Genomic DNA, 26991 nt, shown 5'->3' on the forward strand with positions numbered 1-26991 from the left:
TTAGCATAAGTCCTTTATCAGTTGTAGGAATATGATTGATAGAGGGCTTATTTAGTGTCTTAATTTACAGTGTAAATTTCCTCAATACCTATATCTTAAAACCCCTGTATGAGCCGCACAGAGCCTTACAAGGGTATTTTTTAACCACAATCCACAGAAAGGGTAGTTTCATTGCAGGAAAGGAGGATGAATCACATTAGCTGATTTAAATTAAAAAAGGAAAAAATTGATTACTACATGACAAAATATGGAGGTAAAAACAAAAATGAATGAGAAGCTTATTAAGCCGGGAGTAGTGAAACGGATTGCTGATTCACTAAGACACAAAGATAAGAATTATACGCAGGAAGATATTGAAACGGTTCTGTCTGCATTTTGGGATGTCGTTATTGATGCGATTTCGAATGGCGATTTCGTAAAGCTCAATGGTTATGCCACAATAGGGATAAAATATATGGCTGAACGTAAATCAAGGAATGTGGTTGAAAATCGAACTATGATTCTGCCGGAACATTACAGGGTACATTTCAAGCCAGGTTCAAAGCTGAATCAAGCAGCAAAAGATTTTACAGCAAAAGAATTAGGAGGACAAGCGAAAAATGAATAACGTATTACATAAAATGGATGTAGTCAACAAAATATCAGAGAAGTTAATTGATGAAAAAATAGTCATAGGCGGTAATAAGAGTTTCTATAAAAGGAAGTACCATCTGAAATATACACAGAAGATTATTGCAAACGTATTGGATGCTTTCTGGGACGTAATAGCTGACGTTATAGAGGATGGCGATTCTATTAAGCTGTATAACTATATCAAGATAGAGCCTAAATATTTTAAGTCAATCAAATTAAATTCAAAAACTTTTAATGGGATAAGAGAGAATATTGTACCAGCAGCACGATATAAGATGAAGTTTATTATGGGTGAACGTCTAAAAGAAGCTTGTAGGCGATTATCTGAGAAGAAGTGTGGTGATGTTATTCCGGATGATGCAGAACAGAAAGAATGTGGGGAGGAATAATTATTGTACGGCAAAGTGACAAGATATTTTCGGGACAAAGGATATGGCTTTATTCATGGGGAAGATAGAAATACATGTAAATAACATGGAAGAACTGGAAAAAGCAATCCAGCCAGTATTATTATTCGGGGTATGAACCTTCGAGTTATCAAAGATCAAAAGATTTCCTGTTTTCGGCTGTAAAAGTGGATGCACACCCATATAATGGCGGTGTAAAAGCAAGTGTATATATTGATTATGATTCTATGAACAATTTGCAGGGTGAGCCTGTCCACCATGATAAGAATTTGATAGAGCCGCTGATTTTCAATGCTGTCTAAAAAATCCTCAACGGTTTTCACTTCGGGCTGTGCTGTTTCCTCGGCAAATTACTCAAGGTATGTACCTGCATCCTGCAATCTGCGGTAATACCGCCTATCGGAATTAAAGACCGCCCAATCGTGGGTATGGAGCTTTGCAATGGTGTCCTCGCTGACACCCAAGCTCCGTAACTGCTTTTCCTCGGCTTCTTTCCAGAGCCGCCATTTCTTTTCTTCTCTGCCATAGTTGAATGACATTCCTGTTACCTCCAATCTGAATTTTTTGAAAAATCCAGATTGGCAGGCGGTGAACGGCATCCAACGCCAGAAACAGGCTTGTGCCATATTCTTGCAAAAAACAACAAAAGAAAAACCGCAAAGGCTGTCACCACATAAGGAGATAATTTGAAAACATAATTGGAATACAGCTTATGGGCGATAGCAAAGGCAAAAGCCAGCGTAAAAGTAGGAATGCTTTTCACGCTGGCTTACTTTATATGAAAATATAATCACATATTCGTAAAATGTAATTTTTTTTGCCACAATGCGGAAAAGTAATGCAAAATTCAAAGCAGCACTTAGCGGTTGATAATGTGCATATCAAAGCAGTCAACAACTAACCCAAAAATAAAATTATGGAGGATTAATACTATGGAAAAGACATTGTTTGAATAGATGGGCGGGACATATACAAAGGTTGGCGATTATTATTTGCCTGCGCTCGCCTTACCTGCCGAAAAAGAAAAGCATATCGGCGTATGGGGACAGAGACATGCAAAGTATTTGAAACAAAACCATAAGGTTTTATATATGATCCTCTTTACCAGCGGCAGGCTGAATGAATATCTTGCAAGTGTAGACGCACTGGCAGTAGATATGTTTTTTCGGCTGGCAACGAAATATTCCGACAGGCAAGGCGTGACAGAACAGTTGAAATCAAAAAATCAATTCTTATGGATTCAAAAGATGAATAACATTTTGGCGTGTGTAAGGGAAGTTGTTGAAAATGGTACAATTTATTCATAGGTGAATGACAGCGTTTCCGTAATAAGCGACAGTCCCATCCAAACCTAAGCAAAGACAGTAAGACAGTTTGAGAATTGAAAAATCCCATGTTTTCATGTATAATTGGAAAAAGAGTTAAACTGGAAAATCAGAATTGATGGAGGGCAAACTATGGAATATAAGGACTATATTAAGCAAGGCTTGAATGGGAACGCCCCATTAAAATTAATATTATGCGGAAATATACAGGGGACGGAAAATGATAAAGTAGGTGTTGTATCAGTTGTTTATGCTACAAATGATAAGGACTTAGCAGAACAAAAAATGAATGAATTGATTGCCGTCAATCCTAATAATTATTACATGATTTATAGTGTGCCACTAAATGTTGATTTGACGGAACTTTCTCATTATCCTTCAATAGCAATTTCTAAAGATGATTTACAATAAAAGCAATTCCAGTTTGGCATACTGGAAAATCGAAGTTTATCTGAGAATTGCTTAAAAGAGCAAATTGGCATATGCAGGATTACAGCAAGGAGTATGCGAATGGAGAGAAAATATTATATAGATAATTTAAGATGGTTGGCAATTCTGTTGCTTTTTCCATTCCATGCGGCACAGATTTGGAGTGGAGGCGAATACAGCGGGTTTTACATATGGTCGCACACAAACACCGTTTTTTATGTGTTTTCGACTTTTGTGTATCCATGGTATATGACCTTTTTGTTTACTATTGCAGGCATGAGTTGCAAATACGCTCTTCTGAAAAGGACGAACAAACAATTTGTTGCGGAGCGGATAAAAAAATTAGTTATTCCGTTTTTCTTTGGACTGCTTGCACTTGTCCCTGTAATGACCTATACTGCGGAAGTGTTCTTTAATGGATATACAGACACTTACTGGAAACAGTACGGACTGTTTTTTACAAAAAAAACTGATTTAACAGGATATCAAGGAGGTTTTACTCCTGCACATCTTTGGTTTTTACTTTATTTGTTTGTCATTTCTTTGACAACGCTACTAATTGTTCGCTTGCAAAAGAAGTGTTTACCGAAATTTAGAGTTGGCAGTCTTTCATATTTTTTTATTGTTTTGCTATTTGTACCAGAGTGGTTTTGCATATATGTCCTGAATATAGGCGGGAAAAGCTTAGGGCAATTTATGATACTGTTTTTGTTCGGATACTATATTCTTTCGGAAGAAAGTATTCTGCAAAAACTACAGCAATGCCGGTTTGTGAGTCTGGTGATCAGCGTCCTGTCAGGCAGCTTATACACCTATTTGTACTGTTTTGAAAATATCCGAAACGTCTGGATTACCGGGCTATATGTTTTTTACGGCTGGACGACAATTATCATGCTGCTTGGAATAGGAAGGTCAAGGCTGAACTTTCATAACCGGGTCAGCATTTATTTAACTCAAACGTCTTTCCCTGTTTACATTCTCCATATGCCAATTTTGGTCGTGGTAGGTTTTTTCTCCTTGAAATTACCTATTGGTGTTGCAGGACAATTTTTATTGATTGTATTAATATCGTTTATTGCAACATTTTTAATATATGAAATCGTAAAGAGAATACCTGTTTTACGGTTTTTTCTCGGAATGAAGAAGCAGGAATCTTGAAAATGTTCCTGTTTATTTGAACAAACAAATTCCTTTGTCGGGAAGTCAAGAATAAAAAGAAATCGGAATTTCATAAGGATAATGGTTAAAGAAGTAAAATGGACAAAATATTTATGGCTGAGTTTACTTTCATTTGGAGCATTTATGCTTGAATTGCTGTCAATATTTGCAATTGAAGTTATAATTCTGCATGTAGACATACAGAATTATACAATGCAGCAAAGAAGTATTCATTGTATCATAATGGTTTTTATGTGGGCGTTTTTCATTGGTGTTCTCCTGCTTTTTTCAAGGAAGCATTATCATTTTCCGGAAAGGGGAAGCAAAAGGGATAAGATTTCCTCGAAAAGTTGGATCGTAACGCTTGCTTGTTTCATTGGTTGCAAAATTATGACTTTCATTGATTGGCATACATTAAAGATTGTCGGAGAAGCACAGGGTAAAACTGTATTCCAATTTTGCGCGCAATATTTATACTATATATTTGAAGTGCTGCTTGTTATTCTAATCATAATATACGGGCAAAAAGCAATTGAAACTCTGTTGAAAAAAGAAAGCCCAATTCCTTTTGGCGGTATTATATTGGCTATGACATGGGGAGCGATTCATTTTGTGTCAAGAGGGGTAGGTCTTGAAATATGGAACGGAATTTCTACTATGATGTTTTCTGTTCTTAGCGGTGTAATGTATCTAAGATTAAACAGGAAATACCTATATAGCTATCTTTTCATCGCTATAGGTTATTTGCTATAATTTCCTATTGAACAAAATCGCTGCGCGATGGCCTGCCAGGGCTGTGGCGCAGTTTTTACGTTCCTCTAAATAAAAGCAGTGGAAAAATCTTCCGCAATACGGTATTGTTAAGTTACCACACAAAACAATCAAATACGGAGACCTCCACTGCCTATGAATACAATATCATTTTTTGGTGTCTTCCGCAACCGGAATTATGATGCCAATGCACCTCCCTGGTAAGTAGACGTCACTTTAAACACTCAATACTACTTATCATGGAGGTTTTTTATGTACGAAGATATTTTTGAATCCATCCGCCATGCTGCGGAAAAACGCAACCTTAGAGAACGGACAATTCAACTGTATTGCAGTAATGTCAGCTATTTCCTGCGCTGCACCAATAAGCCTGTTACTGACCTCACGCTTGAGGATGCAGAGGCCTTTCTTACCATGAAACGTCTGGAGGGCAGATCCCCTGAAACTCATAATCACTATCGTTCCTCTATCAAGTTTCTCTACAAAAGAGTCCTGAAGATTGCCTGGGATGACGAGGAAGTCCCTGCCATGAAGCGTGAGCGGAATCTTCCAACTGTGCTTACGCCACAGGAGATCAATGCTGTCATTGAAGCGACTGATAACCTTAAGCATAAGGCCATCATCGCTACCATGTATTCTTCCGGGCTGCGTGTATCTGAGGCTCTCCATTTGCACTATGATGATATTTCCCGTACTAACATGACCATTCATGTCCGGGAAACAAAAGGCCGCATCGACAGATATACGATCCTTTCCCAGAGGAATCTCGACCTGCTTACCGAATACTGGTTTCAGTGTGGCAGACCAAAGGGCATTCTCTTCCCGAGTTCATGGACTGGGGATTACCTCGATATTTCAAGCGTTAACCAGTTTTTCAAAGCAAGCGCTAAAAAGGCCGGCATAATACGCCGCGTGTCTTCCCACGCCTGCCGTCACAGTTTTGCCAGTCACTTATTCGAAAGCGGGGTGGATATCAAATATATCCAGTCACTTCTTGGCCATGTCGATCCCCGCTCTACAGATGTATATCTGCATGTAAGCAACAAAACGCTGCTTGGAATCCGCAGCCCTTTTGATGTTTCGGAAGGCGGTGAGTCATGAGCGAAAACTGCACGATACAGGATGTGTTTAACCGCTTTTATCCTGACTATGAGAAAACCCATGGACTGTCTGCAGCACAGCAGAAAGCAGTTTATCACATCATGAACTGCAAAACCGGCGCATTTGGTGTCAATGTAAGCGTCTGCATGGACTGCGGCTGTATTTCCGTCCATTATAATTCCTGCCGGGACAGGTGTTGTCCTATGTGTCAGGAGTTCCCGAGGGAAAAATGGGTGGATGCCCGCAGGGAGGATATACTGGACGCCCCATACTTTCATGTGGTTTTCACTGTACCGGAAGAACTTAATCCCGTCATTTACAGCAACCAGAAGCTTTTGTACAATGCCCTTTACCATGCTGCCTCCGATACTTTAAGCGAACTTGCCAGAGATAAAAAATATCTTGGGGCAGACATAGGCTATATCTGCATTCTCCATACCTGGGGAAGTGCAATGAATTTCCATCCCCATATCCACACCATCGTGTTAGGCGGAGGTCTGGATGCTAAGAACCACTGGAAGGATAACGGTGAGGATTTTTTTATCCCTGTCAAGGTCCTTTCCAAGGTTTTTCGGGGCAAGTATCTTGCCGGGCTAAAACAGCTATGGGTGGATGGAAAGCTGGAGTTCTATGGAACAGCGGAACCTTACAAAAATCATTATGCTTTCAAACAGCTTTTGGACGCGTGCTATGCCAAAGAATGGATTCCTTATTGCAAGAGGCCATTTCATGGTGCGGAGTCTGTTATCAAATATCTTGGCAAATATACCCACAGGATTGCCATAAGCAACTACCGCATAAAGGGTATGACGGATTCCACGGTTACGTTTACTGTGAAGGATTACAAAAACCATGGGCAGTGGAAGGAACTCACACTTTCCGGGGAGGAATTCATCAGGAGGTTTCTGATGCATGTTCCTCCCAAGCGTTTTGTGCGGATCCGGCATTACGGTCTGCTTTCTTCCCGGAATAAAAACAGGAAGATTACACTATGCCGCAACCTGCTTGGCTGTAAGAGATACATTTCCAGACTTAAGGCTCTTGATGTGCCCGCTATTATCAAGCTGCTCTACAACAAGGATGTCTGCAAATGCTCATCCTGCGGAGGGAACATCATTCCTCTGCCATCTGGCAGGTATTGCATAAGACTTGAGCCACACTTATTATGTTGAATACCAGTAGCTGAATATTTAAAAAAAGCTTCCTATGGGGGCTTATTCGTGGTGCGCTGGAAATGATTTTTAAAAATTCCTCTCCATATGCACAGGTATCCAACATACTGTTTTGCAAAGAGCGTCAAAATTGAAAGCCCATATACAGCGGCTACCCAGACGCGCCTTTGTTCAACCAGGAAAAATCGAAACTGATGCAAACGAAAGGGCAGTTATCGAAAGATCAAAGCTGCTTTTTCGTTTGCACCACCTTCGATTCTTTCCTTAACGATTTATCGGGCAAACAACATTTCACCAAAAAGCCAGACACATAATGCACAGAGTCGGCAGGCTTGTGAGCAATCACAGCCTGTCGGCTCTGCTCTTTTATCCAAAGATAAACGAACATGATTTTTATTTGTAATTAAATAGTACTCCCACTTTCCGAAAAAAATATTCAAAACCTTTTCGGAAAGTATTGACAAACACTTATTTCATTCAGTATAATGAAATACTCTTTTATGAGAACCACAACCAATTACATATCTTCACAGAATTTGGGAGTACGGCTTTGCACCGTACACGCCTGCGGTATGCGAAAAGGAAATACCGCTGCTTCTGAATTGCTTTGAACTGTCGGCAATCAGAAAGCGTAACTGACAGTTTCGACTTTGAATCTCAAAGCCGGTTACATGAATGTGAAACCAACACCACAAAGGGATAAGACTGTCCTTTTGCGAACGGTCGGCACACATTGATGTACCGGCTTTTTTTGCTGCCCAAATGCCGGTTACAACTGAATGACCGGCTGAATGGGATATGATTTTGCGATGACCTCTTTTTCGGAGAGTGAGCGAAACAACGCCGCCTGAGATGGGGCAGGGACAGAAAAACGACATTCAGACAGACCGGCGGAAAAAACAGACCGTATGCGACAGAAAGAGTGTCGCATACCGTAGCAAGCAGGGAAACTGTATTGACAGTTTCCACCCCAACCGGCTCCACAAGCCGATTACGCTTTGGAGAATCCCCCAATCCCCTCAAAAATCCAAGAAAGGACTGATGTTATGAATGAAGCCAAGAACAAAAATTTATTTATCCGTGTGAGCGAAAAAGAAAAAAATATCATTGCGCAGAACGCCAAAAAGTGCGGGCTTTCCGTATCGGAATATCTCCGCCAACGTGCTTTGGGATATATGCCGAGAACCGTCCTGCCCGAAATATTCTTCACTTTTAATGATAAGCTGGATGAACTCTGCATTGCTGTTGAAGGCAAAATTACAGCGGATACGGAAGAAAAAATAATTGCCTTGATTGATGGAATCACAGCCGAGTTAATTCTCCCCCAAAAAGAAAAGGCGGTACTATAAATGGCGACTACCGGCTTCTGGCCTGTCAAAGACAGGCTGAAGGAAGTAATTGACTATGCGGAAAATCCCGACAAAACCATTGATAAAAAGTATGTGGACAGCGATTTATACGCCGCCCTGCGGTATGTTGTTGTTCTTCAGATTAAAAGAGCATTCGATTTGCAGATTATATTAGCAGGAAAGTAATCTATGATAGATTTCCCGTCACATTGTGGGAACATGGTTTCGCACATTATTCGGAACTGAAAATACCCCTATGCAAATTAATTGCGCAGGGGTATCTCTTCCTGAAAGGATCAGAATGGAAGTTCCTCTTCCTCTGTCAGTGGTTCAGGATATTTATAACGCAGGTACGCATACAGCAGCTCTCTCTTTCAGAAAATCTATGAGAGTGAGGATCTCACAGCCCAGAAAGGTCTGTGCATCCCGGAGGTACTTTTTTGTCTCCTCAAAAGAGCCATGGCCAGAGCGTCTGTCCGTATAAAAGTTAAACAGCTCCCTGTCCGAAAGCTCCCGTAAATCGAGAGGTTCCCTGACGGTGACCCACCGTGCCGTCCGATGCCATTCGATGAAGTCAAAAAAGGTACCATCTTCATGGATGGCCTGTTCCGGATTCTCATAGGGGCTGTTTCCAGCTTCCACCCAGGAACGCAGTTCCCCAAGTTCCAGCCAGCCAAGTGTCCCGGCATAGGCATCCTCTACCGCCTTAAGTTCCCGCTGCAGGGCTTTCCTTTTTATCTTATCCATAAGCGGCCTCCTATCCCAGTTCACAGTCGTTTATGGCCTGCATGACTGTGTCGGCATCCACCAGATCCAGCTTTTTTGCATCTGCACACAGCAGGCTCTGGCAGCAGAGGCGGTTAAGCACACGGGGCGTGCCGTCCGAAGCGTTCAGGAGGGCCTCGGTGGCTCCTTCATCAAAGACGGCGTGGCTGCATCCCGCCCCGTCAAGCTTTGCCCGGATGAAAGTCCTCCCCTCCTCTTTCGTCATGCCCTCCATGTGGAAGTTCATCACGAGCCTCTGGCGCAGAGGCTCGTGGACGGACAGGCGCAGGGTATTGTTCAGCTGCCCCAGGCCGCACAAAAGGATCACGGCCCGGTCCCTGGAATCCATCTCGAAGTTAAACAGGAGTTTTAAGTCATTCAGGATGGCATTGCCTATATAATTCGCTTCATCAATAATGATGACGGGGGTCTTTTTCTTCTCCAGGCACAGCCGGCTGACTTCCTCCTGTATGGAACGGAAGTTATCCGGCTTGCGGAAGGAGGGCTGCCCGCCCAGGGATTCCACGAGGCTGCGGTAGAAATCCGAAACGGTGAGCGTGGAGAGGCAGGAATAGACCACCTTGTAGAGGGAAGGGTTCAGTGCTGCCGCCCAGTTTCTCACGGCAGTGGTCTTGCCCCGCCCCGGCCCACCCGTGAGCAGGCCGAAGCCCTTTGTCTTAGCCAGATAGGAAAGGCGGAAGAGGGCTTCCCGGTACTGGGCCGTCTCCACCAGGATCTCTTTGGAATTCTTCAGTCCGAAAAGTCGGATGCAGGGCTTAGTGAGGGCATGGGCGGGGGACAGCGGGAGACTTTCGCTTAAGAGACGCTGCCGGAGGGAAGGAGGGCATGGGTGGCATTGCAGAGGCTGCACTGCACCCTGCGTATGACAAGGGGGATCTTTCCCAGTGCTGTTTTTATGGAGCGGGTATAGGCCCCGTGCCCTGCGAGGCAGCCGCAGTGGCCGCAGGAACACTCCGGCTGGCAGATCTGGATGGAATCCATGGCATCATCATAAAATTCCTGTGAAATTTCGTTGCATTCTTCTGTGATTACTGTTATCATATCCTTGTCTGTGGCGGAACCGTCCGCCATGGTGTGAGTAAGGACAGGGACACAAACTTTGGTCGGTGAGGGTTCCTGTCCTTTTTTCTGCGTATCAGATAAAAGGATAGCACAAAAGGTATGGAGATGAAATAATCTGACGGAAAATATATCAGATTAAAATATCCCATACCTTATTTAATTTGGAGAAAAACTGAGGATTTTGGTTCAGATAAACTAACGAATAACAATACGGAAACATTCTGTAAAGAAAAATCCGCAATTTTTATTGTTCTTCCGGAGGAAGATAATACAAAGTATTTTATGGTGTCACTGTTTCTGCAGCAGCTGTATCGTGAAATGCTGACCATCGCTGACGAGCATGGTGGGAAGCTGCCGAACCGTGTAATGATGTTTGCGGATGAGATTGGTACGATCCCTAAAATTGAATCAATGGAGATGATGTTCTCTGCAGGACGTTCTAGACAGATCAGTATGATTCCCATTATCCAGGGCTTTGCACAGCTGGAAAAGAACTATGGAAAGGAAGGCTCCAGCATCATCATCGATAACTGTCAGGACATTCTGTTTGGCGGATTTGCACCGAATTCGGAAAGTGCGGAGATTTTATCGAAAGCACTTGGAAACCGGACTGTTCTGTCCGGTTCCATCTCCAGAGGAAAGAACGATCCGAGCCAGAGCCTGCAGATGATGAGCCGTCCTCTGATGTCACCGGACGAATTGAAAACACTTCCAAAAGGACATTTTATCTTTGCAAAAACGGGAAACTGTCCTATGCAGACCCGGCTTCCCCTGTTTCTTAAATGGGGGATTCAGTTTGGCGATGCGTATGAGGTGCCGGAGCAGGCTGCCAGAAGTGTGAAGTATGCAGATCGCTTTGAACTGGAACAGGAGATTGTGCGGCGCAGAGATGCAGAAGATGATGAATGGGAAGAACCGCCAATGTCTGATGCCGGTGAAACACGCAAGGGCGGTCAGCAACAGTCACAAGCGCAGACGACGAAAGAACACAGCAGCATACCAAGACGTCCTCCGCTGCGAACCGATTAGGAGGTGATCCAGGTATGGGGTATTTTTCTAACATCTACAAAGCAGAACTGCCCCATCGTGCCAAAACCGTGTATATGTATTTGAAAGACCGGAGCAATGCACAGGGACAATGCTATCCAGCGATTGGTACCATCGCAAAGGAACTACATCTGTCCCGGCGCACGGTGGAACGTGCGATTCAGGATTTGATTACAGCCGGACTCTTAAAGAAAGAACAACGTTGGCGGGAGAACGGCGGCAGGAGCAGTCTGCTGTTTACTCTGACAGACTGTAATTAAAAAGTATCGCCACCAAGGGAAGCATCTGTCCTCTTGGTGGCGTATGGATTATGTCACTGCGGCGTATCCAGAAGGGATCACCTGAAGAAATCCTAATAGACAGAGAAAAAGAACCACCTTCCGTGAAAGGTGGCAGTCTCTTATCTGTTGTTCAGCATCTCCTGAATTGCTGCGCGGATAACAGATTTATCACGGTCGTTCAGTCGCATATACTGACGCAAAAGCTGTTGATCCTCGCTGTCTATGTGCTGAATCTGTGGATGAAGGATAGCATCGCCAGGGATGTTTAAGGTGTCAACAAGACGCAAAAGAATATCGATGCTTGGACGCTTTTCCTCGTTCTCTAAAGCCATAAGGAAGCGGGCGGTAGTTCCCACTTTTTCCGCAGCCTCTTCCTGTGTTCGATTTGCATCTACACGGTATTTTTTGAAGATAGGCCCCATGTAGGAAATATCCATTTTTTCTGTTTCAGCCACTATCAGTTCACCTCCAATACCATTTTACAGTTCAGGTATCGAGGCGTGAACGTTCTGCGAGTTCGTGAATAACACGAAATATGAAAAAAGGTGCCATATAAAGTAACACCATATTTAACAAATGTAAGAAAATAAAAAGACAACTTTGCTATTCTGATTTTACAGAAGCAAAGTTGTCTTTTTTATTTATGCATGAGTTTAAAAAAAGAATTTCAGATCTTCTTCTACTGTGCTAATTCCCGCAATACCAAAGTTCTCTACCAAAACTTTTGCCACATTGGGGCTGAGGAATGCCGGGAGAGTGGGACCGAGATGGATATTCTTCACGCCAAGATACAGAAGCGCCAGCAGAACGATGACAGCCTTCTGCTCATACCACGCAATGTTGTAGGCGATGGGCAGGTCGTTGATATCGTCCAGACCGAAAACTTCCTTGAGCTTCAAAGCAATGACAGCCAGAGAATACGAATCGTTGCACTGCCCGGCGTCCAGAACACGAGGAATGCCGTTGATGTCGCCCAAAGGCAGTTTGTTGTACTTGTATTTCGCGCATCCGGCTGTCAAGATCACAGCATCTTTCGGCAGTGCCTTGGCAAATTTGGTATAGTATTCCCGGCTCTTGGCACGGCCGTCACAGCCCGCCATCACAACGAACTTTTTGATCGCGCCGCTTTTTACCGCATCGACCACCTGATCCGCCAGAGCCAGAACCTGCGCGTGTGCAAATCCGCCGATCAGCTCTCCTGTTTCAATTTCAGTAGGTGCAGCGCATCTTTTTGCGTGTTCAATGATAACGGAAAAATCCTTCTGCTCCCCGATTTCTCCTGGGATATGGGTACATCCCGGATATCCTGCTGCGCCAGTAGTGTAGAGTCTGTCTTTGTAGCTGTCTTTAGGAGGCACGATGCAGTTGGTCGTCATCAGGATAGGACCGTTGAAGGATTCAAATTCCTCCTTCTGCTTCCACCACGCATTGCCGTAGTTGCCGATAAAGTTGGGATACTTTTTGAATGCCGGGTAATAGTGGGCAGGGAGCATCTCGGAATGGGTATAAACATCCACGCCGGTTCCCTGTGTCTGCTCCAGCAGCATTTCCAAATCCCGCAGGTCGTGACCGGAAACCAGAATACCGGGATTTGTCCCAACGCCAATATTTACCTTCGTAATTTCGGGATTTCCATAGGCTTCCGTGTTGGCCTTGTCCAGCAGAGCCATACCGGATACGCCGTGTTTTCCGGTTTCCATTGTCAGAGCAATCAATTCTTCTACGCTGAGATTGTCATCCAGTGTAGCTGCCAGCGCCCGCTGAAGGAAGGCATCGACCTCCTCATCATCCTTCAGTAGAACGTTTGCGTGTTTGGAGTATGCGGACAATCCCTTCAGACCGTAGGTAATCAGTTCTCGCAGAGAACGGATATCCTCGTTTTCAGTAGAAAGAACACCGACAGTTGCGGCTTTTTCTTCCCAATTGCCAGAGCCATTCCATTTTGCCGCTTCGGGCAGACCGGAAGGATCGGCAATCTGCGCCAACAGCACATCTTTTTCAGTCAGTGTGGCACGGATTCTTGCCTCAATGCTCTCTTTGTCAAAATTTGCATTGGTGATGGTGGTGAACAGATTCAGGGTAATCAAGTGATTGATTTCCGCAGATACCTGCTTCCCTTCCTGACGCAGTGCAGTTGTAACAGCTGAAATCCCTTTTGTGACATAGACCAGCAGATCCTGCATAGCTGCCACATCAGGCTTCTTCCCGCATACACCGGACATGGTGCAACCTTTGCACCCGGCGGTTTCCTGACACTGATAGCAAAACATTTTTTGTTCCATAATAGACCTCCTAAAAACTTTTAAAATTTGAAATGATGTAGTTACTTTTCAATCAAAAAAGTATATAGATGCGCTTGAATTAATCTTCCCAAGCGATTGCAGACACAGGACACGAATCAATTGCATCCTGCACGGCGCTTTGATTGTCATCGTTTGCTGGTTGGTATGCTTCCGCCTTCTCGTGCTCATTCATACGAAAAACTTCGTCGCAGATCCCACAGCAAAGCCCGCAGCCAATGCAGAGATTCTGATCTACTTTTATTTTCATAAAATCACCTCCCTCTGTCAATTTTACGTTTGATTAAAATACAACGACCAAAAGCATCTTGAACGCTTCCTGTCCATATACCGCGTGAGGGTGTCCAGCTGGCATGACGATGGATTCTCCTTCATGCAACAGATATTCTGTGCCGTCAATGGTGATTTTTCCAACGCCGTCCAGACAGGTTACGAAAGCGTCGCCGCCCGATTCATGGGTGCTGATTTCCTCGCCCTTTGCGAATGAGAACAGGGTAATACTTACTGCCGGATTTTGCGCCAGCGTCTTGCTGACTACCTGCCCCTCCTGATAGGAGATCTGCTCCTTCAGCGTCAGAACCTCGGCTTGCGCAATGTTTTTCATTTTTTTACTCATAACAGTCACCTCCTGCAATATAATTTGTTTTTGTCTGTCGGATATATTCCAAAAACTGAAGAACCGAATCAGAGGTTATTCCAGAATCTTTCCATCAATCGAGATAGTGACCACCTGCCAGGGAATGAATTTTCCGCTTGCCTGCAATGCTTTTTTAGCAGCTAACTCCAGTCCGCCGCAGCAGGGAACTTCCATCCGCACAATGGTCACGCTCTGGATATTGTTGTTTTGGATAATCTGCGTCAGCTTTTCGCTGTAATCCACGTTGTCCAGCTTGGGGCAGCCAATCAGCGTAACCTTCCCACGCATAAAATCCTCGTGCATTCTGGCATAGGCATATGCGCTGCAATCTGCCGCAATCAGCAACTTGGCTCCTTCAAAATAGGGGGCACCTACTGGGACCAGCTTAATTTGGCAGGGCCACTGCCTCAGCTGTGACTCAGCCTGCATCGGGGCAGAAGGAGCAGATTCCTGCGAATGCTGGATTCGCTGCATTCGGCTGCCCGGGCAACCCGCATGAACACCAACGGAAGGAGAATTCATTCTGTTCTTTTTTCTCATATTTTCCTGCACAGCCTTTTCGTCATAGGCAGCAGCTTCCCGTTCCACAAAGGAAATCGCACCGGTGGGGCAGGTGGGCAGGCAATCGCCCAGACCATCGCAATAATCGTCCCGCAGGAGTTTTGCCTTCCCGTTTACCATGCCGATAGCCCCTTCATGGCAGGCTTCGGCGCAGGCCCCACATCCATTGCACTTTTCTTCGTCTATCTGAATAATTTTCCGAATCATGTTTGCTTCATCCTTTCTCTTGCGTTTCTGGATTTAGTATACTATAATATGAAATGAAAGTCTGTTGTTATAACAACAAGGAGTGAAAAATATGAATTTATCCAATACACAACTGTTTCGAGGACTGGAAGAAGCAGAGATTACATCTCTTTTGGGTTGCCTGAATGCCACAACGCGTAGTTTTCAAAAAGGAGAGGTAATCCTTTCAGAAGGAAACATCACGGAAAATATCGGGATCTTGCTGTCCGGCCTGGCGGTGCTCTCCTGCAACGATATCTGGGGCAATACCAGTATTTTGGGTCATGTTGCGCCCGGCTCTGTATTCGCCGAGGTGTATGCCTGCATTCCGGGGGAGCCGATGTTGGTTACGGTGTCCGCTGCGGAGGATACATCCATATTGTTTATGAATGTGGGGCGTGTCCTGGCTACTTGTACCAATGCCTGTCCATTCCACACAAGACTTGTCCGAAATCTGCTGACTGTCTGCGCTCACAGAAACCTTCAGCTTTCTCAAAGAATCCAGCATACCAGCTCCAAATCCATTCGGGGGCGGTTGATGTCCTATTTTTCGGAATGCGCCAAACGCGCCGGGAGCAATTCTTTCCTGATCCCCTACAACCGCCAACAGTTAGCTGATTATCTGAATGTGGACCGCAGTGCCATGTGTAACGAGCTTTCAAAAATGCAAAAAGACGGAATTATTGAGTACAGCAAGAATCAATTTTTATTAAAAGATAGCTTGATGTTTCAATAGAGAGTATGAGTGATTCATTGTATGTTTTCTGATGATCTATTTTATCAAAAAAATACTTTTAAGTGTCCTTCAAAAATCTCTCAAGCTGTTATATATCAATATGTTATACCTTTCCAATACATGGGAGTCATAACTTCTGCAATCTCTGGCAGAGTGACATCCCGCAAGGCCCATCGTTTGAACTCCTCAAAACCAGTACGGTCTACAATGTAGCCAATATGCTCTTTTCCGCCGGGAGCATTGGGGTCGATGTACTCCTTCACATAGTCGTAGGTATTGAGAATGATTTTGATAATACTGTCTTCGTCCACCCACTTGATGAAATCTTCACCCAGACGCGGGTTCTTTTTGCCAGTTCTACCCAGCAAAGTAAGTCTATAGTATTTCTTTTCACTACGAGTCCATGCAGCATTCGGACAGGCCAAAACACATTCTCCACAGCCAATGCATCGCCGCTCATCTCGTTGAGGACGGAAGTTGACTGGCTTCAGAGCCTCAACAGATTTCTTTTTGCAGGCTTTTACACAGGCCCCGCAGCTAACACAACGATCAGACTCAAGATGAGGTACTGTCATACCCATGATGCCAAAGTCATGCATACGTACTTTGGCACAATCATTGGGGCAACCAGTCAGAGCAATCTTAAAGTGGAGATCGTTGGGGAAAACAGCTTTTTCAATACGCTGGGCAAGCGCAGTGGTATCATAACAGGCGAATGGACAGACACGGTTGCCCACGCAAGCGGTGATATTTCGGGTTCCAGCAGCAGGATAGCCGCAGCCCACTTCATCCTGATTGATCTCCAAACCGTCAATCAGGCTTTGAAGGGCAGCATTAACCTCTGGCATCTTTTCAAAAGGAATACCAGGAATCTCAAATCCCTGTCGGCTGGTAATATGAACTGTGCCATTTCCGAAAGTTTCTGCAATATGCTGAATTTGGCTCAGATATTTGGCATCCAGATGACCACCGGGAACACGGATTCTGGAAGCAGTCATACCACGTTCTTTAGTGACACGAAACGCATTCTTTTTTAGTATTTTTGTGTTGATATCCATGTTACCCCTCCTTAATCTACTAAAAATTTCCCTTTGGTATAGTTAAATACTGGACCGTCCAGGCAAACATAGGTGTCCCCAATCTTACAGTGACCGCACTTGCCCAGACCGCAGCACATTTTCCGTTCCTGAGAAATCCAGACATTTTCTTCTGGAAGTCCAATATCCAGTAATCCCTGCACGGAAAAGCGCATCATGGCAGGAGGCCCTACTACAACAGCCACTGTGTTCTGCACATTATCCAGTTTGATTTGAGGGATGTACTGAGTAACAAGGCCCACATGACAGGCAACATCCTCTTCTGCACAATCTACCGTAAGGATGATATCCATGTTTTTTTTCCAGAGCTTCAGATCGTTGCGGAAAAGAATGTCATGCGACGTTTTGAAGCCTGCAATCAGAGTCATATGCCCCCGCTGCTCTGGATGATTGAAAAAGTAATCCACCACTCCTCGAACAGGCGATAGACCAGTTCCGCCAGCCATGACGATGATGTCCTTACCTGCATAGTCTGATACATCGAATCCATTCCCATAGGGACCACGCAGCAAAAGAGTATCACCCACATAATGTTCAAAAACTTCATTGGTAACCTTGCCCACTCGACGAATGGTTAGATCTACGAAGTTGTCTCCAATACCACTGACTGATATAGGAGCTTCTCCATATTTAGGAATCGACACTTCAAAAAACTGTCCCGGCTTAACATCTCCTTGAAACTCCATACGGAACGTATACTCAATTTTTGTGTGCCGAATTACTTCCAAAATTTTGGATGGGAAAGGAATATAATCATTTTTCATCATTGTTCAGTCACCTCCGTCATAGCACTCTGCAATTTGTTGATGCAACCTGAAAATGAGATATACTCCGGACAGATATCGTCGCATCGTCCGCAACCCACACACATGTGATAGCCATTGCGTTGTTTGTAGTCCAGTACCTTGTGCAGTACCTTGAACCGCATCCGTTCTCCGTTTTTTTTCCGATAACTGCCGCCACCGGCCACATCGGTAAAGCCATCTACCATACAGGAGGCCCAGATACGACGGCGCTCTCCAACCTTGCCATTCTCACTATAAAAGAGATCCTGCATAGTAAAGCAGGTACAGGTAGGACAGACAAAATTGCAACGTCCACAGTTGATGCAGCGGCTATTGTATTCCTCCCACATAGTACTTTTGGCCACCTCTGCGGTCAGATTTTCAGGGACTTGAACTGTAACTTGGTTTTCAGTGACATGAGCAGGGATGACTTCCTGCTGTTCACATCCAGCTTGTACTAACTGTTTCACCCATGCCTCATCCTTACAGTCCACCAGATAGGTGCCGTCAGGCTGGCGGTCGATGCTCATATCATATTTAGTGCTTACATTGGTTCCCATACTGACGCAGAAGCAATTTTCAAAGGAATGTTCACAGCCCATCAGCACAATCTTAATGTTATCCCGCAGATGCTGATAGTAATAATCTGCTGGACTGTTGTGTAGGTACATATCGTCCAGCCGCTTAAGAGCATATAGGTCGCAGCTACGCAAGAAAATGACTGCGCCTTTTTGGGGAAAATCGGCTTCTTTGGTTTGCCCTTCCGTAAAGAAGAACAGGGTTTGAGAAACGGGTGTCAGCACTTCCTTGAAGGAATAATCAGATTTTTTGTCGAACACGATTTCGTCAGCATGTTCAATTTTTCCATAACGGATACAATCTGTATCAGAAAAGCGTCCGCCGCCAGAAAAGTTGCGGGGAGCATAGATATGGTAATTTGTTTGCCATGTCTGAAATAATACATTCAGTTGCATATCAGTAATATGAAAGCCCATATATTTTCCTCCTTATACTTAAATAACTACATGTTGACTATAAGGAGTGTAACACAAACAAAGAAGAATCCATGTTGCGTGTGCAACGTGGATTCTTCTTTGTTTGATGCTGTAGATTATTTAATGGGGAGCTTGTAGTATTCAATTATAACAGTTGGAATGTGTTTTTTTCATAAGAAATCAGTCCATCCTTTTGCATATAAGATAGTTCTCGAGTTAACGCGCTGCGGTCGGCACATAGATATTTAGCCAATTCAAGTCGACTTAAGGGGATGGTAAATTGCCTGCTATCTTGATCAAGGGCTTGTTGCTGTAAATATGTAAGAATTTTTTCTCGTAGAGTTTTTTTCGAGATTACTTCAATTTTGTGCATCAGCTGAACATTTTTGTCTCCTATCAGTTGAACCATATTTTCAATCAACCGATGATGAAAGGTACAGCTCATTTTACATGAGTGAATAATTTTATGGAAAGGTAAAAATAGAACTGTACAGGGTGCAGCTGCGAAAAAACTAACATGTGCATCTAAATGGCTTCCACAAGAAAAAGATTCCCCAAAAAGCTCACCATCTTTCATTGCTACAAGGAGTGTCTGGTAGCCTTCTGAATCTTCCTTAGCCATATGGACGATGCCAGACAATATAATGCCAACACTTCGAACCTCATTACCTTCCAGAAGGATAATTTCATCTTTTTGATAATTTTTTTGGAAGCTTCCCAAACAATTCAACATGGCTGGAAGATCCTCTTCACAAATACCATTGAAGATTGGGAGCGAAGCAAGTTGTTTGAAATTAAGTTGCATATTGTCTCTCCTTTCTTCTGAGATAAAGTATAGCATTTTGTGGTAGGTGTTGCAAGCGCAACACAGAACTGATGAAAAATGCTTTATTCTTATAAAGAGATATAAAAATTTTTCAAGAAAGGATACTTGTCAACGTGATTAATAATGAAACCCATCTTTTATACAGTGTATTGTGCTATGAAGAAGGACATTGTAGACGTACGCAACATATCCTTAAGGTTTATGCATTAGCCAAGCTGTTTGGTGAGCAAGAAAAAATTTCTGTTGAAGATCAGCAAATTTTGCAAGCAGCAGCCATTTTACATGATGTGGCAATTAAATATTGCAAAGAACATTATAACGGGGATGCCAGTCAGAACAATCAGAAACAGGTGGTATCTATCCTTGTGACTCGCTTTTTAGAATCGGCCAATTATCTTCCGTCGTATGTTCCGAAAATCATTGAACTGGTGAATTGCCATCATGATTATGACAAGCCCAAAAATAAACTATTGCAACTTTTGATGGAAGCCGATCTAATTGTAAACTGCTATGAAAACCGGCCAGATTATAAAAAAGCAGAGTATATAAAGAAAATTTTTCAAACAGATGGAGGAAAGGAACTGATGGCACTTTGTTTGAAAAAAGAAATGGAATAGGAGGGTATTATGTATCAGGAAAATATAATTGATATGTTAATGCGGAAGATGATTCATTTTAACCAGAATGATCCACAACGCATTCATCATTTGATAAAAGTTCACAGTTTTGCACAGATGATTGGTCGTATGGAACAGTTGGATGGGCATAGTCAGTTTTTGACCGAATGCGCCGCATTGGTTCATGATATTGGTATTCGGCCGGCAGAAGAAAAGTATGGGATGTCCAGTGGGAGATTACAGGAGCAAGAAGGTCCTTTTTATGCCCGCAAAATGTTGGGAGAGCTGGGATTTGAGGAAGCAGACATCAATCGAATCTGCTATTTAGGACACCATCATACCTACGCAGATATAGATGGTATTGACTATCAGATTCTTGTGGAAGCAGATTTTTTGGTAAATTTTTATGAAGATAATCTGGGAAAAAACATAATAGAAACCACATTACAGAAGATTTTTCAAACAGAGTCAGGAAAAACACTGTGCAGACTTTGTTATTTCGGTCACTGAGGAAATATGGCTATGGCAGATAAAAAGCAAACTCAAATTTTATTGATCAATGATATGGCAGGTTATGGCAAGGTCGCCTTATCTGTCATGATTCCTGTTTTATCTCACTTGAAATTTGAAACTTTCAATTTGCCTACTGCACTTGTTTCAAACACTCTGGATTATGGTCAGTTTGATATTCTGGATACAACAGAATATATGGAAAATACGCTTCTGGTATGGAAGAAACTCATGTTTTCTTTCGACGCAATCTGTACCGGATTTATTGTGTCGGAAAGGCAGTCATCTCTTGTATATGAATACTGTAAGGAACAACAAAAATCAGGTACTTCGATTTTTGTTGATCCAATTATGGGAGATGACGGAAAACGATACAATGGTGTAACAAATCAAGTAGTCGCTTACATGAAACGGTTGTGTTCTATTGCAGATGTGATTGTCCCCAATATTACGGAGGCGTGCTTTTTATCCGAATACACAGTTAAACACACTTACTCTGAACCGGAAATTGAAGTAATCGCAAATCGACTACATACGCTTGGTGCCAAATCCGTTGTGATTACAAGCGCAAATATCAATGGAAGAATGTTTACTGTTGTAAAAAGTTCTCCGAAAAATTCGTGTATCTTGCTTCCTTATGAAGAAATACCGGTGCGTTTTCCAGGTACAGGGGATATTTTTATGGCGATTGTAGTAGGGCATTATTTAAAATCAGGCCAGATTTTAGAGAGCGTACAAAGTGCAATGAGACAACTCGAAAAAATTATTTATGCTAATCTACATGATACTGACAAATACAAGGGAATTCCCATTGAACAATTTTTGGAGGAAATTAACGATGAAAAAGCCTAAAATTAAAATCAGTTTAATAGATCAAAAGGGACATATGGGGTGCCATCGTGGTCATCGAATTGGAGATACCTTTGACTTTGATACCGAAAGAGGCGCTCTCTGCCCAATGGCCATGCACGTGGCTTTCCCTTACATTGACATTCTGCGGTATGGGGGAAAACTCCCCAGCCAACCAGATGGCTCCATTGTATTCTGCTGTCCAGATGTGGATGTAATCAATGTATTTAAAATTGAAGTAGAGGAGGAAAAGAACTGAAATGAATCCTTATATCAAACAAGCAAATCAGCAGTTTGTTCCTGTATATAATCGTTATCCCATTGTATGGGATCATGGCGAAGGTATGTACCTTTATGATACAGAGGGAAAACGGTATTTGGATTTCGGGTCTGGAATCGGTGTGTGTGCTTTGGGATATCACGATCAGAATTACACACGTACACTGCAAGAACAGATGGAGAAGCTGCTACACACCTCTAATCTTTTTTATAATGTTCCTGCGATTGAAGCTGCAAAGCTGTTCAATCAGGCATCTGGCATGGAGCAGGTGTTTTTCACCAATTCTGGAACGGAAGCAATCGAAGGTGCGGTTAAAATTGCTAAGAAATATCATTTTTTGAAGCATAATAATCATAATGGAGAGATCATTGCCATGAAAAAATCCTTTCACGGCAGATCTATGGGGGCGTTATCCATAACAGGGAAAGCAACCTATCAGGAACCTTTTGCTCCTATGCTTGCTCATGTTAAATTTGCCGATTTCAATGATCTGGACAGCGTTAAACGCTTGATTACAAAAAATACCTGTGCAATTTTTATGGAAACAGTACAAGGTGAGAGCGGAATTTATCCTACCACTGAGTACTTTATCAAAGGAGTCCGAAAGCTTTGCGATGAGAACAAAATTTTGATGGTTTTGGATGAGATTCAATGTGGTATGGGCAGAAGCGGAAATATGTTTGCGTATCAGCTGTACGACGTTGCTCCCGACATTGTGGTTTCGGCAAAGGCTTTGGGATGCGGAATTCCGGTAGGTGCAATTGGAACCAGAGGGGCAGCAACCGGTGTATTGTGTGCAGGAGATCATGGCACAACTTACGGCTCCAATCCTCTGGCCGCTGCAGCCGTTACTGCTGTATTCCAGCTTTATCAACAGTATAACATATTGGCGAATGTCAGGGCTATGACGACCTATTTAGATAAGGCATTGTCCGAATTGGCCGCTCAAAAAGTTGTGATCAAAGAGGTGCGCGGACTGGGGCTTATGAAAGGAATTGAACTGTCTGTACCTGCCGCATACTATATAAATGCTTTACAAGAAGCGGGAATTATCGTAATTCCTTCAGGTTCACATGTGATTCGCCTGTTGCCTTCGTTGATTTTAGAGAAAGAGCATATTGATGCGTTACTGTATGTGCTTAAGAAAATATTATAACTAGAGTACATATATGCTGAATCAACGTGAATTCCAATAATGAGCGATATTTTGATAATTCGGCACAAAAGGGATAGCTGTGAAGAAAATTGAAATTATTGCCAGAATTACCGAGGATAGCGGAGCAACAACTGAGAATCCGTTGATGGTTTGGCATGATGATGGTGACCATGAAGGTTATCCGTTCCTATCTTCTACACTGACATACCCAGGGTTGGAAATTAGATTACATCAGCGGCGGGTACTACGTAATGGTAAGGATGTGAAACTATCAAGATATGAATACGGAGTTCTGGTATTTCTGGCGCAACGACCTGGTTGGTTATGTAGCAAAGAGCAAATTTTTGAAAATGTATGGCATGAGGATAGTGAAAGCTCTTTGGTAGCAATCGCTAATACGATTAGTAGAATTCGGCAAAAAATTGAACCGGATAAGGAACATCCCATTTATATACAAACGGTTTCCAGCTTAGGGTATATCTTTGCTGTCAAACCATTATAGAAAAACAGTCATGGTGTCTTGACATGACTGTTTTTTGCAAAAAAACTGAAAATTAGTATGTCATTACAGCAGTTTTACAGAGAAATTCGATAGCTACCTGTTATAATGGATAAGAAAAGCTAACGAAGCCCGTCAAAAAAAACGGTATCTTGACGGGCTATAAAGACACGCCCATACCTGTTCCCCTTCAAGCTCCGTTTGAGCAAGGAGGGGTGTTTTTATGTGTTGGGAAACTATGCTGCTGATCCGAAGCAGCACTATTTATTGAAACCGGATATCTGTGTAGTGGTGATCGCTTAAAAAAAGCGACTCCCTGCAATTGGGATATTCCGGACAACAAGAGGAACAATTAGAACATGAAAAATACGAATTAAGCGTCTGTGTAGACTTTTATGTCTATGCAGGCGCTTTTTTGCGTTCCGGCAGAACTTTATGCCGCTGCCGGAGTCCGCCGCTTGTCCTTCGTTTTCGCATGAATTCGAAAAGGAGCTGTCTTATGAACAACGATTATTTGTTGAGTAAACGCATACTGCTTGTCGACGATGAACAGGAGCTTTTAGATATGGTTGTATCAATTTTAGGAGAAGCAGGCTTTTGCCAAATAGCAACTGCCAAAACAGTAAAAGAAGCCCTTGATTTAGCAGATAGTTTTCAACCAGAGCTTGCTATTCTTGATGTAATGCTTCCAGACGGCGATGGCTTCTCTTTAATGGAAAAATTAAAAGGTGAATATCCAGTACTATTTTTAACTGCCTGCGGCGAAGATGATGATAAGTTCAAGGGTTTCGGTCTTGGGGCAGACGATTATATTGTAAAACCATTTTTACCAAAGGAACTGCTATTCCGCATTAGAGCAATTTTAAGAAGAAGTTACAAAGATGAAAATCCGCTTGTTAAACTTCATGGAAGCCAAATTGACTTTTCACGAGCCGAAGTAATAAAAAACGGAGAGCATATTCCATTGACCGCAAAAGAGCATGATTTGTTATCTGCCTTATACCGCAATGCAGGACGAATTGTAACGATTGATACCTTATGCGAAGCTGCATGGGGAGATAATCCATTCGGATATGAAAATTCTCTAATGGCACATATCCGCCGTATCAGAGAGAAAATAGAGTTAAATCCCTCACAACCTGTTTCATTGGTAACAATAAAAGGATTGGGATACAAACTAATTGTGGAGGGCAGATAACATGTACAATTTACCTAAACTCATACGGCGTTTTACGGGTATTCTTTTGTTGAGCTTCGTGCTGTTGGTATTTGCTAATTTTGTTATATTAGCGTTCCTTATGGCTTGGCAATCGCCATCTGTTACTGACTCGCCATATAATGTGGCAATACAGACAGGCAAGGCGTTTCAAATATCCGAAAGCGGATATACATTGCAGGAAGATATTTCCACGCAATTAAAAGAACAAAACATATGGGCATTTGTTGTTGATAACGATACCCTGCAAATCGTGTGGAGAACAGAAAATGTTCCCGATACAATACCTGCCAATTACTCATTGTCTGATATAGCTGATTTATCTGTCGGGTATCTCAATGGGTATCCTGCTTACACAGGCGAAACAAAAAATGGCATTGTTGTTCTTGGCTATCCTAAAGACAGCTTTTGGAAACATACAAGGGCAAGTTGGAACTATAACTTTTTTGCCCACTTACCACAAATCGTTTTTATTGTTTTAGCTGTCAATATTGCGGTTATCCTGCTGATTTATGTAATAGCAAATATGAAATTCTTAAAACTTGTAAAACCGATTACAAAAGGCATACAAGATTTATCCATCGAAGAGCATGTTCATATTCCAGAAAAAGGTATGCTTTCTGATATTTCTGCCAATATCAATCGGACTTCTAATATATTGCAAGAACAGCGGCAACAGTTAAGGAAAAAGGAAACTGCCAGAGCAAACTGGATTGCAGGAGTTTCGCACGACATTAGAACTCCTCTGTCTATGGTTATGGGCTATGCAGGTCAACTAAAAGACGATGCAAATTTGACTGACGAAGAACGCCATAAGGCGGAAGTTATTGTAAAACAAGGTAAGCGTATGCAGAATTTAATCAATGACCTTAATCTCGCTTCTAAGTTAGAGTACAATATGCAGCCGATAAATCCTGCAAAGCAAAATCTGATTGCTATTGTTCGCCAAGTCGTTGTTGATTTTTTCAATATGGATATTGAGGATAAATATCCGATTGAATGGCAAACAGATGAAGCCCTAACTGTATGTCCTGTAAACGCTGATAAGGATTTATTAAAACGAGCGGTCAGTAATCTCATTCAAAACAGTATCAATCATAACGAACAAGGCTGCAAAATCTATATTGGCGTTACGGTTGATAATTGTTGTACCATAATAGTTTCTGATGATGGTGTTGGAGCAACAGATGAGTTAATAGAAAAGCTCAACAAAACACCTCATTATATGCTTTGCGATGAGAACACAACCGAGCAACGACATGGTTTAGGGTTGCTTATCGTAAAACAGATTGTATCCGCACACGGTGGAAGAACCGATATTGAACACAGCTCCTATGGTGGCTTCTCAGTGAAACTCACATTACCAATACTGGCATAAAAACAGAGCCGATGTGCTTTTTGTAGGTGCATCGGCTTTATATATGAATTTTTATCGCTCATAAGCAGATATTAAATCTCCTATATCAAGAGATTTTACTCCGTTAGGGCAGGCAATCAAAAAAGCCCGCAAAGCCAAAGGAATGACCAGAGAGTAGCTTGCCCGTATTGTCGATTATGACCCAAGACATCTGCAAGCGGTTGAAAACGAGGGGCAGTACCCAAGTATCGAGCTGTTTATCCAGCTTATTACGATGTTCGATGTGTCGGTTGACGAGTACATATTCCCTAACAAGGAAGTCAAAAAAGTTCTGTCCGCAGACGCTTAGACGCACAGCTCAACAGATTAGATGATAGAGAGCTTTCCGTTATAGAAGCAACTGTAAACGGACTATGTAATGCAAAAGAGGGGGCTGTCGCACTAAGTAATTAGTGCGCAGCTCCTTTTCTATGCAAAAAAATAACTGCCAGACCTCGAAAGAATCCGGCAGTTAGTGTAAAATTAATGTATGACCAAACACATTAACTTACAGAAAAATTATAGCCTAAATCAAAGCGGATATCAATTAAAACTTCCGCTAAATATTGAAACGATCATTCCGGAGGATGATTCTGTGCGGTTACTGAGTCAGTTTGTGGAGGCGATGGATTTGACTGACTTATATTCTACTTACGAAAGAATACATTCAGTATCCCCGAAAACTCTTCTGAAGATTGTACTTTACTCTTACATGAATGGGGATTATTCTTCCCGTTCCATGGAGCTTAACTGTAAAAGAGATATCAATTTCATGTTTCTTTTGT

The 26991-nt window shown here is 42.7% G+C and carries 32 protein-coding genes and 4 pseudogenes; 23 read left to right on the top strand and 13 right to left on the bottom strand.

Annotated elements, in window-relative coordinates; all coding sequences use genetic code 11:
- The first annotated feature begins 265 nt into the window (after positions 1–265).
- Together VV089_RS02005 and VV089_RS02010 are read left to right on the top strand one after the other, a co-directional pair.
- Positions 266–607, top strand: coding sequence for an HU family DNA-binding protein (locus tag VV089_RS02005; RefSeq protein WP_334334781.1), 342 nt, complete (start codon positions 266–268; stop codon positions 605–607).
- A complete protein-coding gene (locus VV089_RS02010) occupies positions 600–1022 on the top strand; it encodes an HU family DNA-binding protein (RefSeq protein WP_334334782.1) in 423 nt (140 codons plus the stop codon). Before VV089_RS02005 ends, VV089_RS02010 begins: the two co-directional genes overlap by 8 nt.
- Before the next feature lie 368 nt (positions 1023–1390).
- Here VV089_RS02010 and VV089_RS02015 read toward each other — a convergent pair whose 3' ends face one another.
- A complete protein-coding gene (locus tag VV089_RS02015; protein WP_334334783.1) occupies positions 1391–1579 on the bottom strand; it encodes a hypothetical protein in 189 nt (62 codons plus the stop codon).
- A 417-nt stretch (positions 1580–1996) separates the two neighbouring features.
- On the opposite strand from VV089_RS02015, the gene VV089_RS02020 reads away from it, so the two are divergent.
- From VV089_RS02020 to VV089_RS02055, 8 genes are all read left to right on the top strand, one after another.
- The gene (locus VV089_RS02020) at positions 1997–2347 is read left to right on the top strand and encodes a TnpV protein (protein ID WP_172540296.1); all 351 of its coding nucleotides are present in this window, start codon (positions 1997–1999) and stop codon (positions 2345–2347) included.
- A gap of 150 nt (positions 2348–2497) precedes the next feature.
- Positions 2498–2776 carry a hypothetical protein gene (locus tag VV089_RS02025; RefSeq protein WP_016227339.1) on the top strand — a complete coding sequence of 93 codons (279 nt, stop codon included), beginning with the start codon at positions 2498–2500 and terminating at the stop codon, positions 2774–2776.
- A 99-nt stretch (positions 2777–2875) separates the two neighbouring features.
- Complete coding sequence (locus VV089_RS02030; protein ID WP_172540297.1) at positions 2876–3952, top strand: acyltransferase family protein; 1077 nt, start codon at positions 2876–2878, stop codon at positions 3950–3952.
- Positions 3953–4033: 81 nt separating this feature from the next.
- Positions 4034–4705, top strand: coding sequence for a hypothetical protein (locus VV089_RS02035; RefSeq protein ID WP_334334784.1), 672 nt, complete (start codon positions 4034–4036; stop codon positions 4703–4705).
- Between the two features lie 270 nt (positions 4706–4975).
- A complete protein-coding gene (locus tag VV089_RS02040; protein WP_172544120.1) occupies positions 4976–5824 on the top strand; it encodes a tyrosine-type recombinase/integrase in 849 nt (282 codons plus the stop codon).
- Positions 5821–6996: an IS91 family transposase gene (locus VV089_RS02045; RefSeq protein ID WP_334334785.1), complete on the top strand. Its 1176-nt coding sequence runs from the start codon at positions 5821–5823 to the stop codon at positions 6994–6996. Before VV089_RS02040 ends, VV089_RS02045 begins: the two co-directional genes overlap by 4 nt.
- A 1046-nt stretch (positions 6997–8042) precedes the next feature.
- Positions 8043–8345, top strand: coding sequence for a plasmid mobilization protein (locus VV089_RS02050; protein WP_172540299.1), 303 nt, complete (start codon positions 8043–8045; stop codon positions 8343–8345).
- A complete protein-coding gene (locus VV089_RS02055; RefSeq protein ID WP_334334786.1) occupies positions 8346–8531 on the top strand; it encodes a hypothetical protein in 186 nt (61 codons plus the stop codon).
- Between the two features lie 153 nt (positions 8532–8684).
- Here the strand turns inward: VV089_RS02055 and VV089_RS02060 are convergent, their stop codons facing one another.
- From VV089_RS02060 to VV089_RS02070, 3 genes are all read right to left on the bottom strand, one after another.
- Positions 8685–9092 (bottom strand): hypothetical protein, encoded by a 408-nt coding sequence (locus VV089_RS02060; protein ID WP_334334787.1) that lies wholly within the window; start codon positions 9090–9092, stop codon positions 8685–8687.
- A gap of 10 nt (positions 9093–9102) precedes the next feature.
- Complete coding sequence (locus tag VV089_RS02065; RefSeq protein WP_334334788.1) at positions 9103–9840, bottom strand: ExeA family protein; 738 nt, start codon at positions 9838–9840, stop codon at positions 9103–9105.
- A gap of 86 nt (positions 9841–9926) precedes the next feature.
- On the bottom strand, positions 9927–10172 hold the full coding sequence (locus tag VV089_RS02070) for a DUF6431 domain-containing protein (RefSeq protein ID WP_334334789.1): 246 nt from the start codon (positions 10170–10172) through the stop codon (positions 9927–9929).
- Between the two features lie 228 nt (positions 10173–10400).
- On the opposite strand from VV089_RS02070, the pseudogene VV089_RS02075 reads away from it, so the two are divergent.
- Both VV089_RS02075 and VV089_RS02080 read left to right on the top strand, forming a co-directional pair.
- Positions 10401–11222: pseudogene (locus tag VV089_RS02075) on the top strand (type IV secretory system conjugative DNA transfer family protein); the annotation flags it as partial.
- Positions 11198–11500, top strand: a pseudogene (locus tag VV089_RS02080) (helix-turn-helix domain-containing protein); the annotation flags it as partial. The pseudogenes VV089_RS02075 and VV089_RS02080, both read left to right, overlap by 25 nt.
- Positions 11501–11640: 140 nt before the next feature.
- Here the strand turns inward: VV089_RS02080 and VV089_RS02085 are convergent.
- The 5 genes from VV089_RS02085 to VV089_RS02105 form a co-directional block, all read right to left on the bottom strand.
- On the bottom strand, positions 11641–11976 hold the full coding sequence (locus VV089_RS02085) for a helix-turn-helix domain-containing protein (RefSeq protein ID WP_334334790.1): 336 nt from the start codon (positions 11974–11976) through the stop codon (positions 11641–11643).
- 198 nt (positions 11977–12174) lie between these two features.
- Positions 12175–13803, bottom strand: coding sequence for a hydroxylamine reductase (gene hcp / locus VV089_RS02090; protein ID WP_334334791.1), 1629 nt, complete (start codon positions 13801–13803; stop codon positions 12175–12177).
- A 79-nt stretch (positions 13804–13882) separates the two neighbouring features.
- Positions 13883–14071, bottom strand: coding sequence for a ferredoxin (locus tag VV089_RS02095; protein ID WP_135977052.1), 189 nt, complete (start codon positions 14069–14071; stop codon positions 13883–13885).
- A gap of 33 nt (positions 14072–14104) precedes the next feature.
- Complete coding sequence (locus VV089_RS02100; protein WP_156354597.1) at positions 14105–14437, bottom strand: cupin domain-containing protein; 333 nt, start codon at positions 14435–14437, stop codon at positions 14105–14107.
- Between the two features lie 75 nt (positions 14438–14512).
- Positions 14513–15226 (bottom strand): ATP-binding protein, encoded by a 714-nt coding sequence (locus VV089_RS02105; RefSeq protein ID WP_135976953.1) that lies wholly within the window; start codon positions 15224–15226, stop codon positions 14513–14515.
- 91 nt (positions 15227–15317) lie between these two features.
- On the opposite strand from VV089_RS02105, the gene VV089_RS02110 reads away from it, so the two are divergent.
- On the top strand, positions 15318–15980 hold the full coding sequence (locus VV089_RS02110) for a Crp/Fnr family transcriptional regulator (protein WP_334334792.1): 663 nt from the start codon (positions 15318–15320) through the stop codon (positions 15978–15980).
- 95 nt (positions 15981–16075) lie between these two features.
- Here the strand turns inward: VV089_RS02110 and asrC are convergent, their stop codons facing one another.
- The 4 genes from asrC to VV089_RS02130 all read right to left on the bottom strand — a co-directional run bounded on the left by asrC (position 16076) and on the right by VV089_RS02130 (position 19662).
- Positions 16076–17038 (bottom strand): sulfite reductase subunit C, encoded by a 963-nt coding sequence (gene asrC, locus VV089_RS02115; RefSeq protein WP_172540510.1) that lies wholly within the window; start codon positions 17036–17038, stop codon positions 16076–16078.
- A gap of 11 nt (positions 17039–17049) precedes the next feature.
- Positions 17050–17844: an anaerobic sulfite reductase subunit AsrB gene (asrB, locus tag VV089_RS02120; RefSeq protein WP_172540511.1), complete on the bottom strand. Its 795-nt coding sequence runs from the start codon at positions 17842–17844 to the stop codon at positions 17050–17052.
- Positions 17841–18857, bottom strand: a complete 1017-nt coding sequence (gene asrA, locus VV089_RS02125) for an anaerobic sulfite reductase subunit AsrA (protein WP_287623949.1) — start codon at positions 18855–18857, stop codon at positions 17841–17843. Before asrA ends, asrB begins: the two co-directional genes overlap by 4 nt.
- Positions 18858–19002: 145 nt before the next feature.
- Complete coding sequence (locus VV089_RS02130; protein WP_334334793.1) at positions 19003–19662, bottom strand: Crp/Fnr family transcriptional regulator; 660 nt, start codon at positions 19660–19662, stop codon at positions 19003–19005.
- Positions 19663–19796: 134 nt separating this feature from the next.
- On the opposite strand from VV089_RS02130, the gene VV089_RS02135 reads away from it, so the two are divergent.
- From VV089_RS02135 to VV089_RS25170, 10 genes and pseudogenes are all read left to right on the top strand, one after another.
- Positions 19797–20300 carry an HD domain-containing protein gene (locus VV089_RS02135; protein ID WP_168354857.1) on the top strand — a complete coding sequence of 168 codons (504 nt, stop codon included), beginning with the start codon at positions 19797–19799 and terminating at the stop codon, positions 20298–20300.
- A 9-nt stretch (positions 20301–20309) separates the two neighbouring features.
- Positions 20310–20810 (top strand): HD domain-containing protein, encoded by a 501-nt coding sequence (locus VV089_RS02140; protein ID WP_334334794.1) that lies wholly within the window; start codon positions 20310–20312, stop codon positions 20808–20810.
- Between the two features lie 12 nt (positions 20811–20822).
- Positions 20823–21662, top strand: coding sequence for a pyridoxamine kinase (locus VV089_RS02145; RefSeq protein ID WP_172540515.1), 840 nt, complete (start codon positions 20823–20825; stop codon positions 21660–21662).
- Positions 21649–21918 carry a TIGR04076 family protein gene (locus VV089_RS02150; RefSeq protein ID WP_022068465.1) on the top strand — a complete coding sequence of 90 codons (270 nt, stop codon included), beginning with the start codon at positions 21649–21651 and terminating at the stop codon, positions 21916–21918. Before VV089_RS02145 ends, VV089_RS02150 begins: the two co-directional genes overlap by 14 nt.
- Before the next feature lies 1 nt (position 21919).
- On the top strand, positions 21920–23095 hold the full coding sequence (locus VV089_RS02155; RefSeq protein ID WP_334334795.1) for an aspartate aminotransferase family protein: 1176 nt from the start codon (positions 21920–21922) through the stop codon (positions 23093–23095).
- 79 nt (positions 23096–23174) lie between these two features.
- Positions 23175–23597: a winged helix-turn-helix domain-containing protein gene (locus VV089_RS02160; RefSeq protein ID WP_334334796.1), complete on the top strand. Its 423-nt coding sequence runs from the start codon at positions 23175–23177 to the stop codon at positions 23595–23597.
- Between the two features lie 496 nt (positions 23598–24093).
- On the top strand, positions 24094–24792 hold the full coding sequence (locus VV089_RS02165; RefSeq protein WP_172541721.1) for a response regulator transcription factor: 699 nt from the start codon (positions 24094–24096) through the stop codon (positions 24790–24792).
- 1 nt (position 24793) lies between these two features.
- Positions 24794–26188, top strand: a complete 1395-nt coding sequence (locus VV089_RS02170; RefSeq protein ID WP_334334797.1) for a sensor histidine kinase — start codon at positions 24794–24796, stop codon at positions 26186–26188.
- Positions 26189–26539: 351 nt separating this feature from the next.
- Positions 26540–26620, top strand: a pseudogene (locus VV089_RS25165) (hypothetical protein); the annotation flags it as partial.
- Between the two features lie 76 nt (positions 26621–26696).
- Positions 26697–26990, top strand: a pseudogene (locus VV089_RS25170) (transposase); the annotation flags it as partial.
- Between the last annotated feature and the right edge of the window lies 1 nt (position 26991).

Source organism: Candidatus Merdisoma sp. JLR.KK011 (assembly GCF_036941125.1).
Lineage (GTDB): Bacteria > Bacillota > Clostridia > Lachnospirales > Lachnospiraceae > Laedolimicola.

Excerpts from the sequence above, each read along its gene's own strand:
- VV089_RS02140 (WP_334334794.1), top strand. The coding sequence starts at position 20,310 with ATGTATCAGGAAAATATAATTGATATGTTAATGCGGAAGATGATTCAT.
- VV089_RS02050 (WP_172540299.1), top strand. The coding sequence starts at position 8,043 with ATGAATGAAGCCAAGAACAAAAATTTATTTATCCGTGTGAGCGAAAAA.
- VV089_RS02145 (WP_172540515.1), top strand. The coding sequence starts at position 20,823 with ATGGCAGATAAAAAGCAAACTCAAATTTTATTGATCAATGATATGGCA.
- VV089_RS02070 (WP_334334789.1), bottom strand. The coding sequence starts at position 10,172 with ATGATAACAGTAATCACAGAAGAATGCAACGAAATTTCACAGGAATTT.
- VV089_RS02095 (WP_135977052.1), bottom strand. The coding sequence starts at position 14,071 with ATGAAAATAAAAGTAGATCAGAATCTCTGCATTGGCTGCGGGCTTTGC.
- asrB (WP_172540511.1), bottom strand. The coding sequence starts at position 17,844 with ATGATGAAAAATGATTATATTCCTTTCCCATCCAAAATTTTGGAAGTA.
- hcp (WP_334334791.1), bottom strand. The coding sequence starts at position 13,803 with ATGGAACAAAAAATGTTTTGCTATCAGTGTCAGGAAACCGCCGGGTGC.
- VV089_RS02045 (WP_334334785.1), top strand. The coding sequence starts at position 5,821 with ATGAGCGAAAACTGCACGATACAGGATGTGTTTAACCGCTTTTATCCT.
- VV089_RS02155 (WP_334334795.1), top strand. The coding sequence starts at position 21,920 with ATGAATCCTTATATCAAACAAGCAAATCAGCAGTTTGTTCCTGTATAT.
- VV089_RS02130 (WP_334334793.1), bottom strand. The coding sequence starts at position 19,662 with ATGCAACTTAATTTCAAACAACTTGCTTCGCTCCCAATCTTCAATGGT.
- VV089_RS02025 (WP_016227339.1), top strand. The coding sequence starts at position 2,498 with ATGGAATATAAGGACTATATTAAGCAAGGCTTGAATGGGAACGCCCCA.
- VV089_RS02170 (WP_334334797.1), top strand. The coding sequence starts at position 24,794 with ATGTACAATTTACCTAAACTCATACGGCGTTTTACGGGTATTCTTTTG.
- VV089_RS02005 (WP_334334781.1), top strand. The coding sequence starts at position 266 with ATGAATGAGAAGCTTATTAAGCCGGGAGTAGTGAAACGGATTGCTGAT.
- VV089_RS02015 (WP_334334783.1), bottom strand. The coding sequence starts at position 1,579 with ATGTCATTCAACTATGGCAGAGAAGAAAAGAAATGGCGGCTCTGGAAA.
- VV089_RS02020 (WP_172540296.1), top strand. The coding sequence starts at position 1,997 with ATGGGCGGGACATATACAAAGGTTGGCGATTATTATTTGCCTGCGCTC.
- VV089_RS02035 (WP_334334784.1), top strand. The coding sequence starts at position 4,034 with ATGGTTAAAGAAGTAAAATGGACAAAATATTTATGGCTGAGTTTACTT.
- VV089_RS02040 (WP_172544120.1), top strand. The coding sequence starts at position 4,976 with ATGTACGAAGATATTTTTGAATCCATCCGCCATGCTGCGGAAAAACGC.
- VV089_RS02110 (WP_334334792.1), top strand. The coding sequence starts at position 15,318 with ATGAATTTATCCAATACACAACTGTTTCGAGGACTGGAAGAAGCAGAG.
- VV089_RS02165 (WP_172541721.1), top strand. The coding sequence starts at position 24,094 with ATGAACAACGATTATTTGTTGAGTAAACGCATACTGCTTGTCGACGAT.
- VV089_RS02010 (WP_334334782.1), top strand. The coding sequence starts at position 600 with ATGAATAACGTATTACATAAAATGGATGTAGTCAACAAAATATCAGAG.
- VV089_RS02030 (WP_172540297.1), top strand. The coding sequence starts at position 2,876 with ATGGAGAGAAAATATTATATAGATAATTTAAGATGGTTGGCAATTCTG.
- VV089_RS02060 (WP_334334787.1), bottom strand. The coding sequence starts at position 9,092 with ATGGATAAGATAAAAAGGAAAGCCCTGCAGCGGGAACTTAAGGCGGTA.
- asrA (WP_287623949.1), bottom strand. The coding sequence starts at position 18,857 with ATGGGCTTTCATATTACTGATATGCAACTGAATGTATTATTTCAGACA.
- asrC (WP_172540510.1), bottom strand. The coding sequence starts at position 17,038 with ATGGATATCAACACAAAAATACTAAAAAAGAATGCGTTTCGTGTCACT.
- VV089_RS02100 (WP_156354597.1), bottom strand. The coding sequence starts at position 14,437 with ATGAGTAAAAAAATGAAAAACATTGCGCAAGCCGAGGTTCTGACGCTG.
- VV089_RS02150 (WP_022068465.1), top strand. The coding sequence starts at position 21,649 with ATGAAAAAGCCTAAAATTAAAATCAGTTTAATAGATCAAAAGGGACAT.
- VV089_RS02105 (WP_135976953.1), bottom strand. The coding sequence starts at position 15,226 with ATGATTCGGAAAATTATTCAGATAGACGAAGAAAAGTGCAATGGATGT.
- VV089_RS02055 (WP_334334786.1), top strand. The coding sequence starts at position 8,346 with ATGGCGACTACCGGCTTCTGGCCTGTCAAAGACAGGCTGAAGGAAGTA.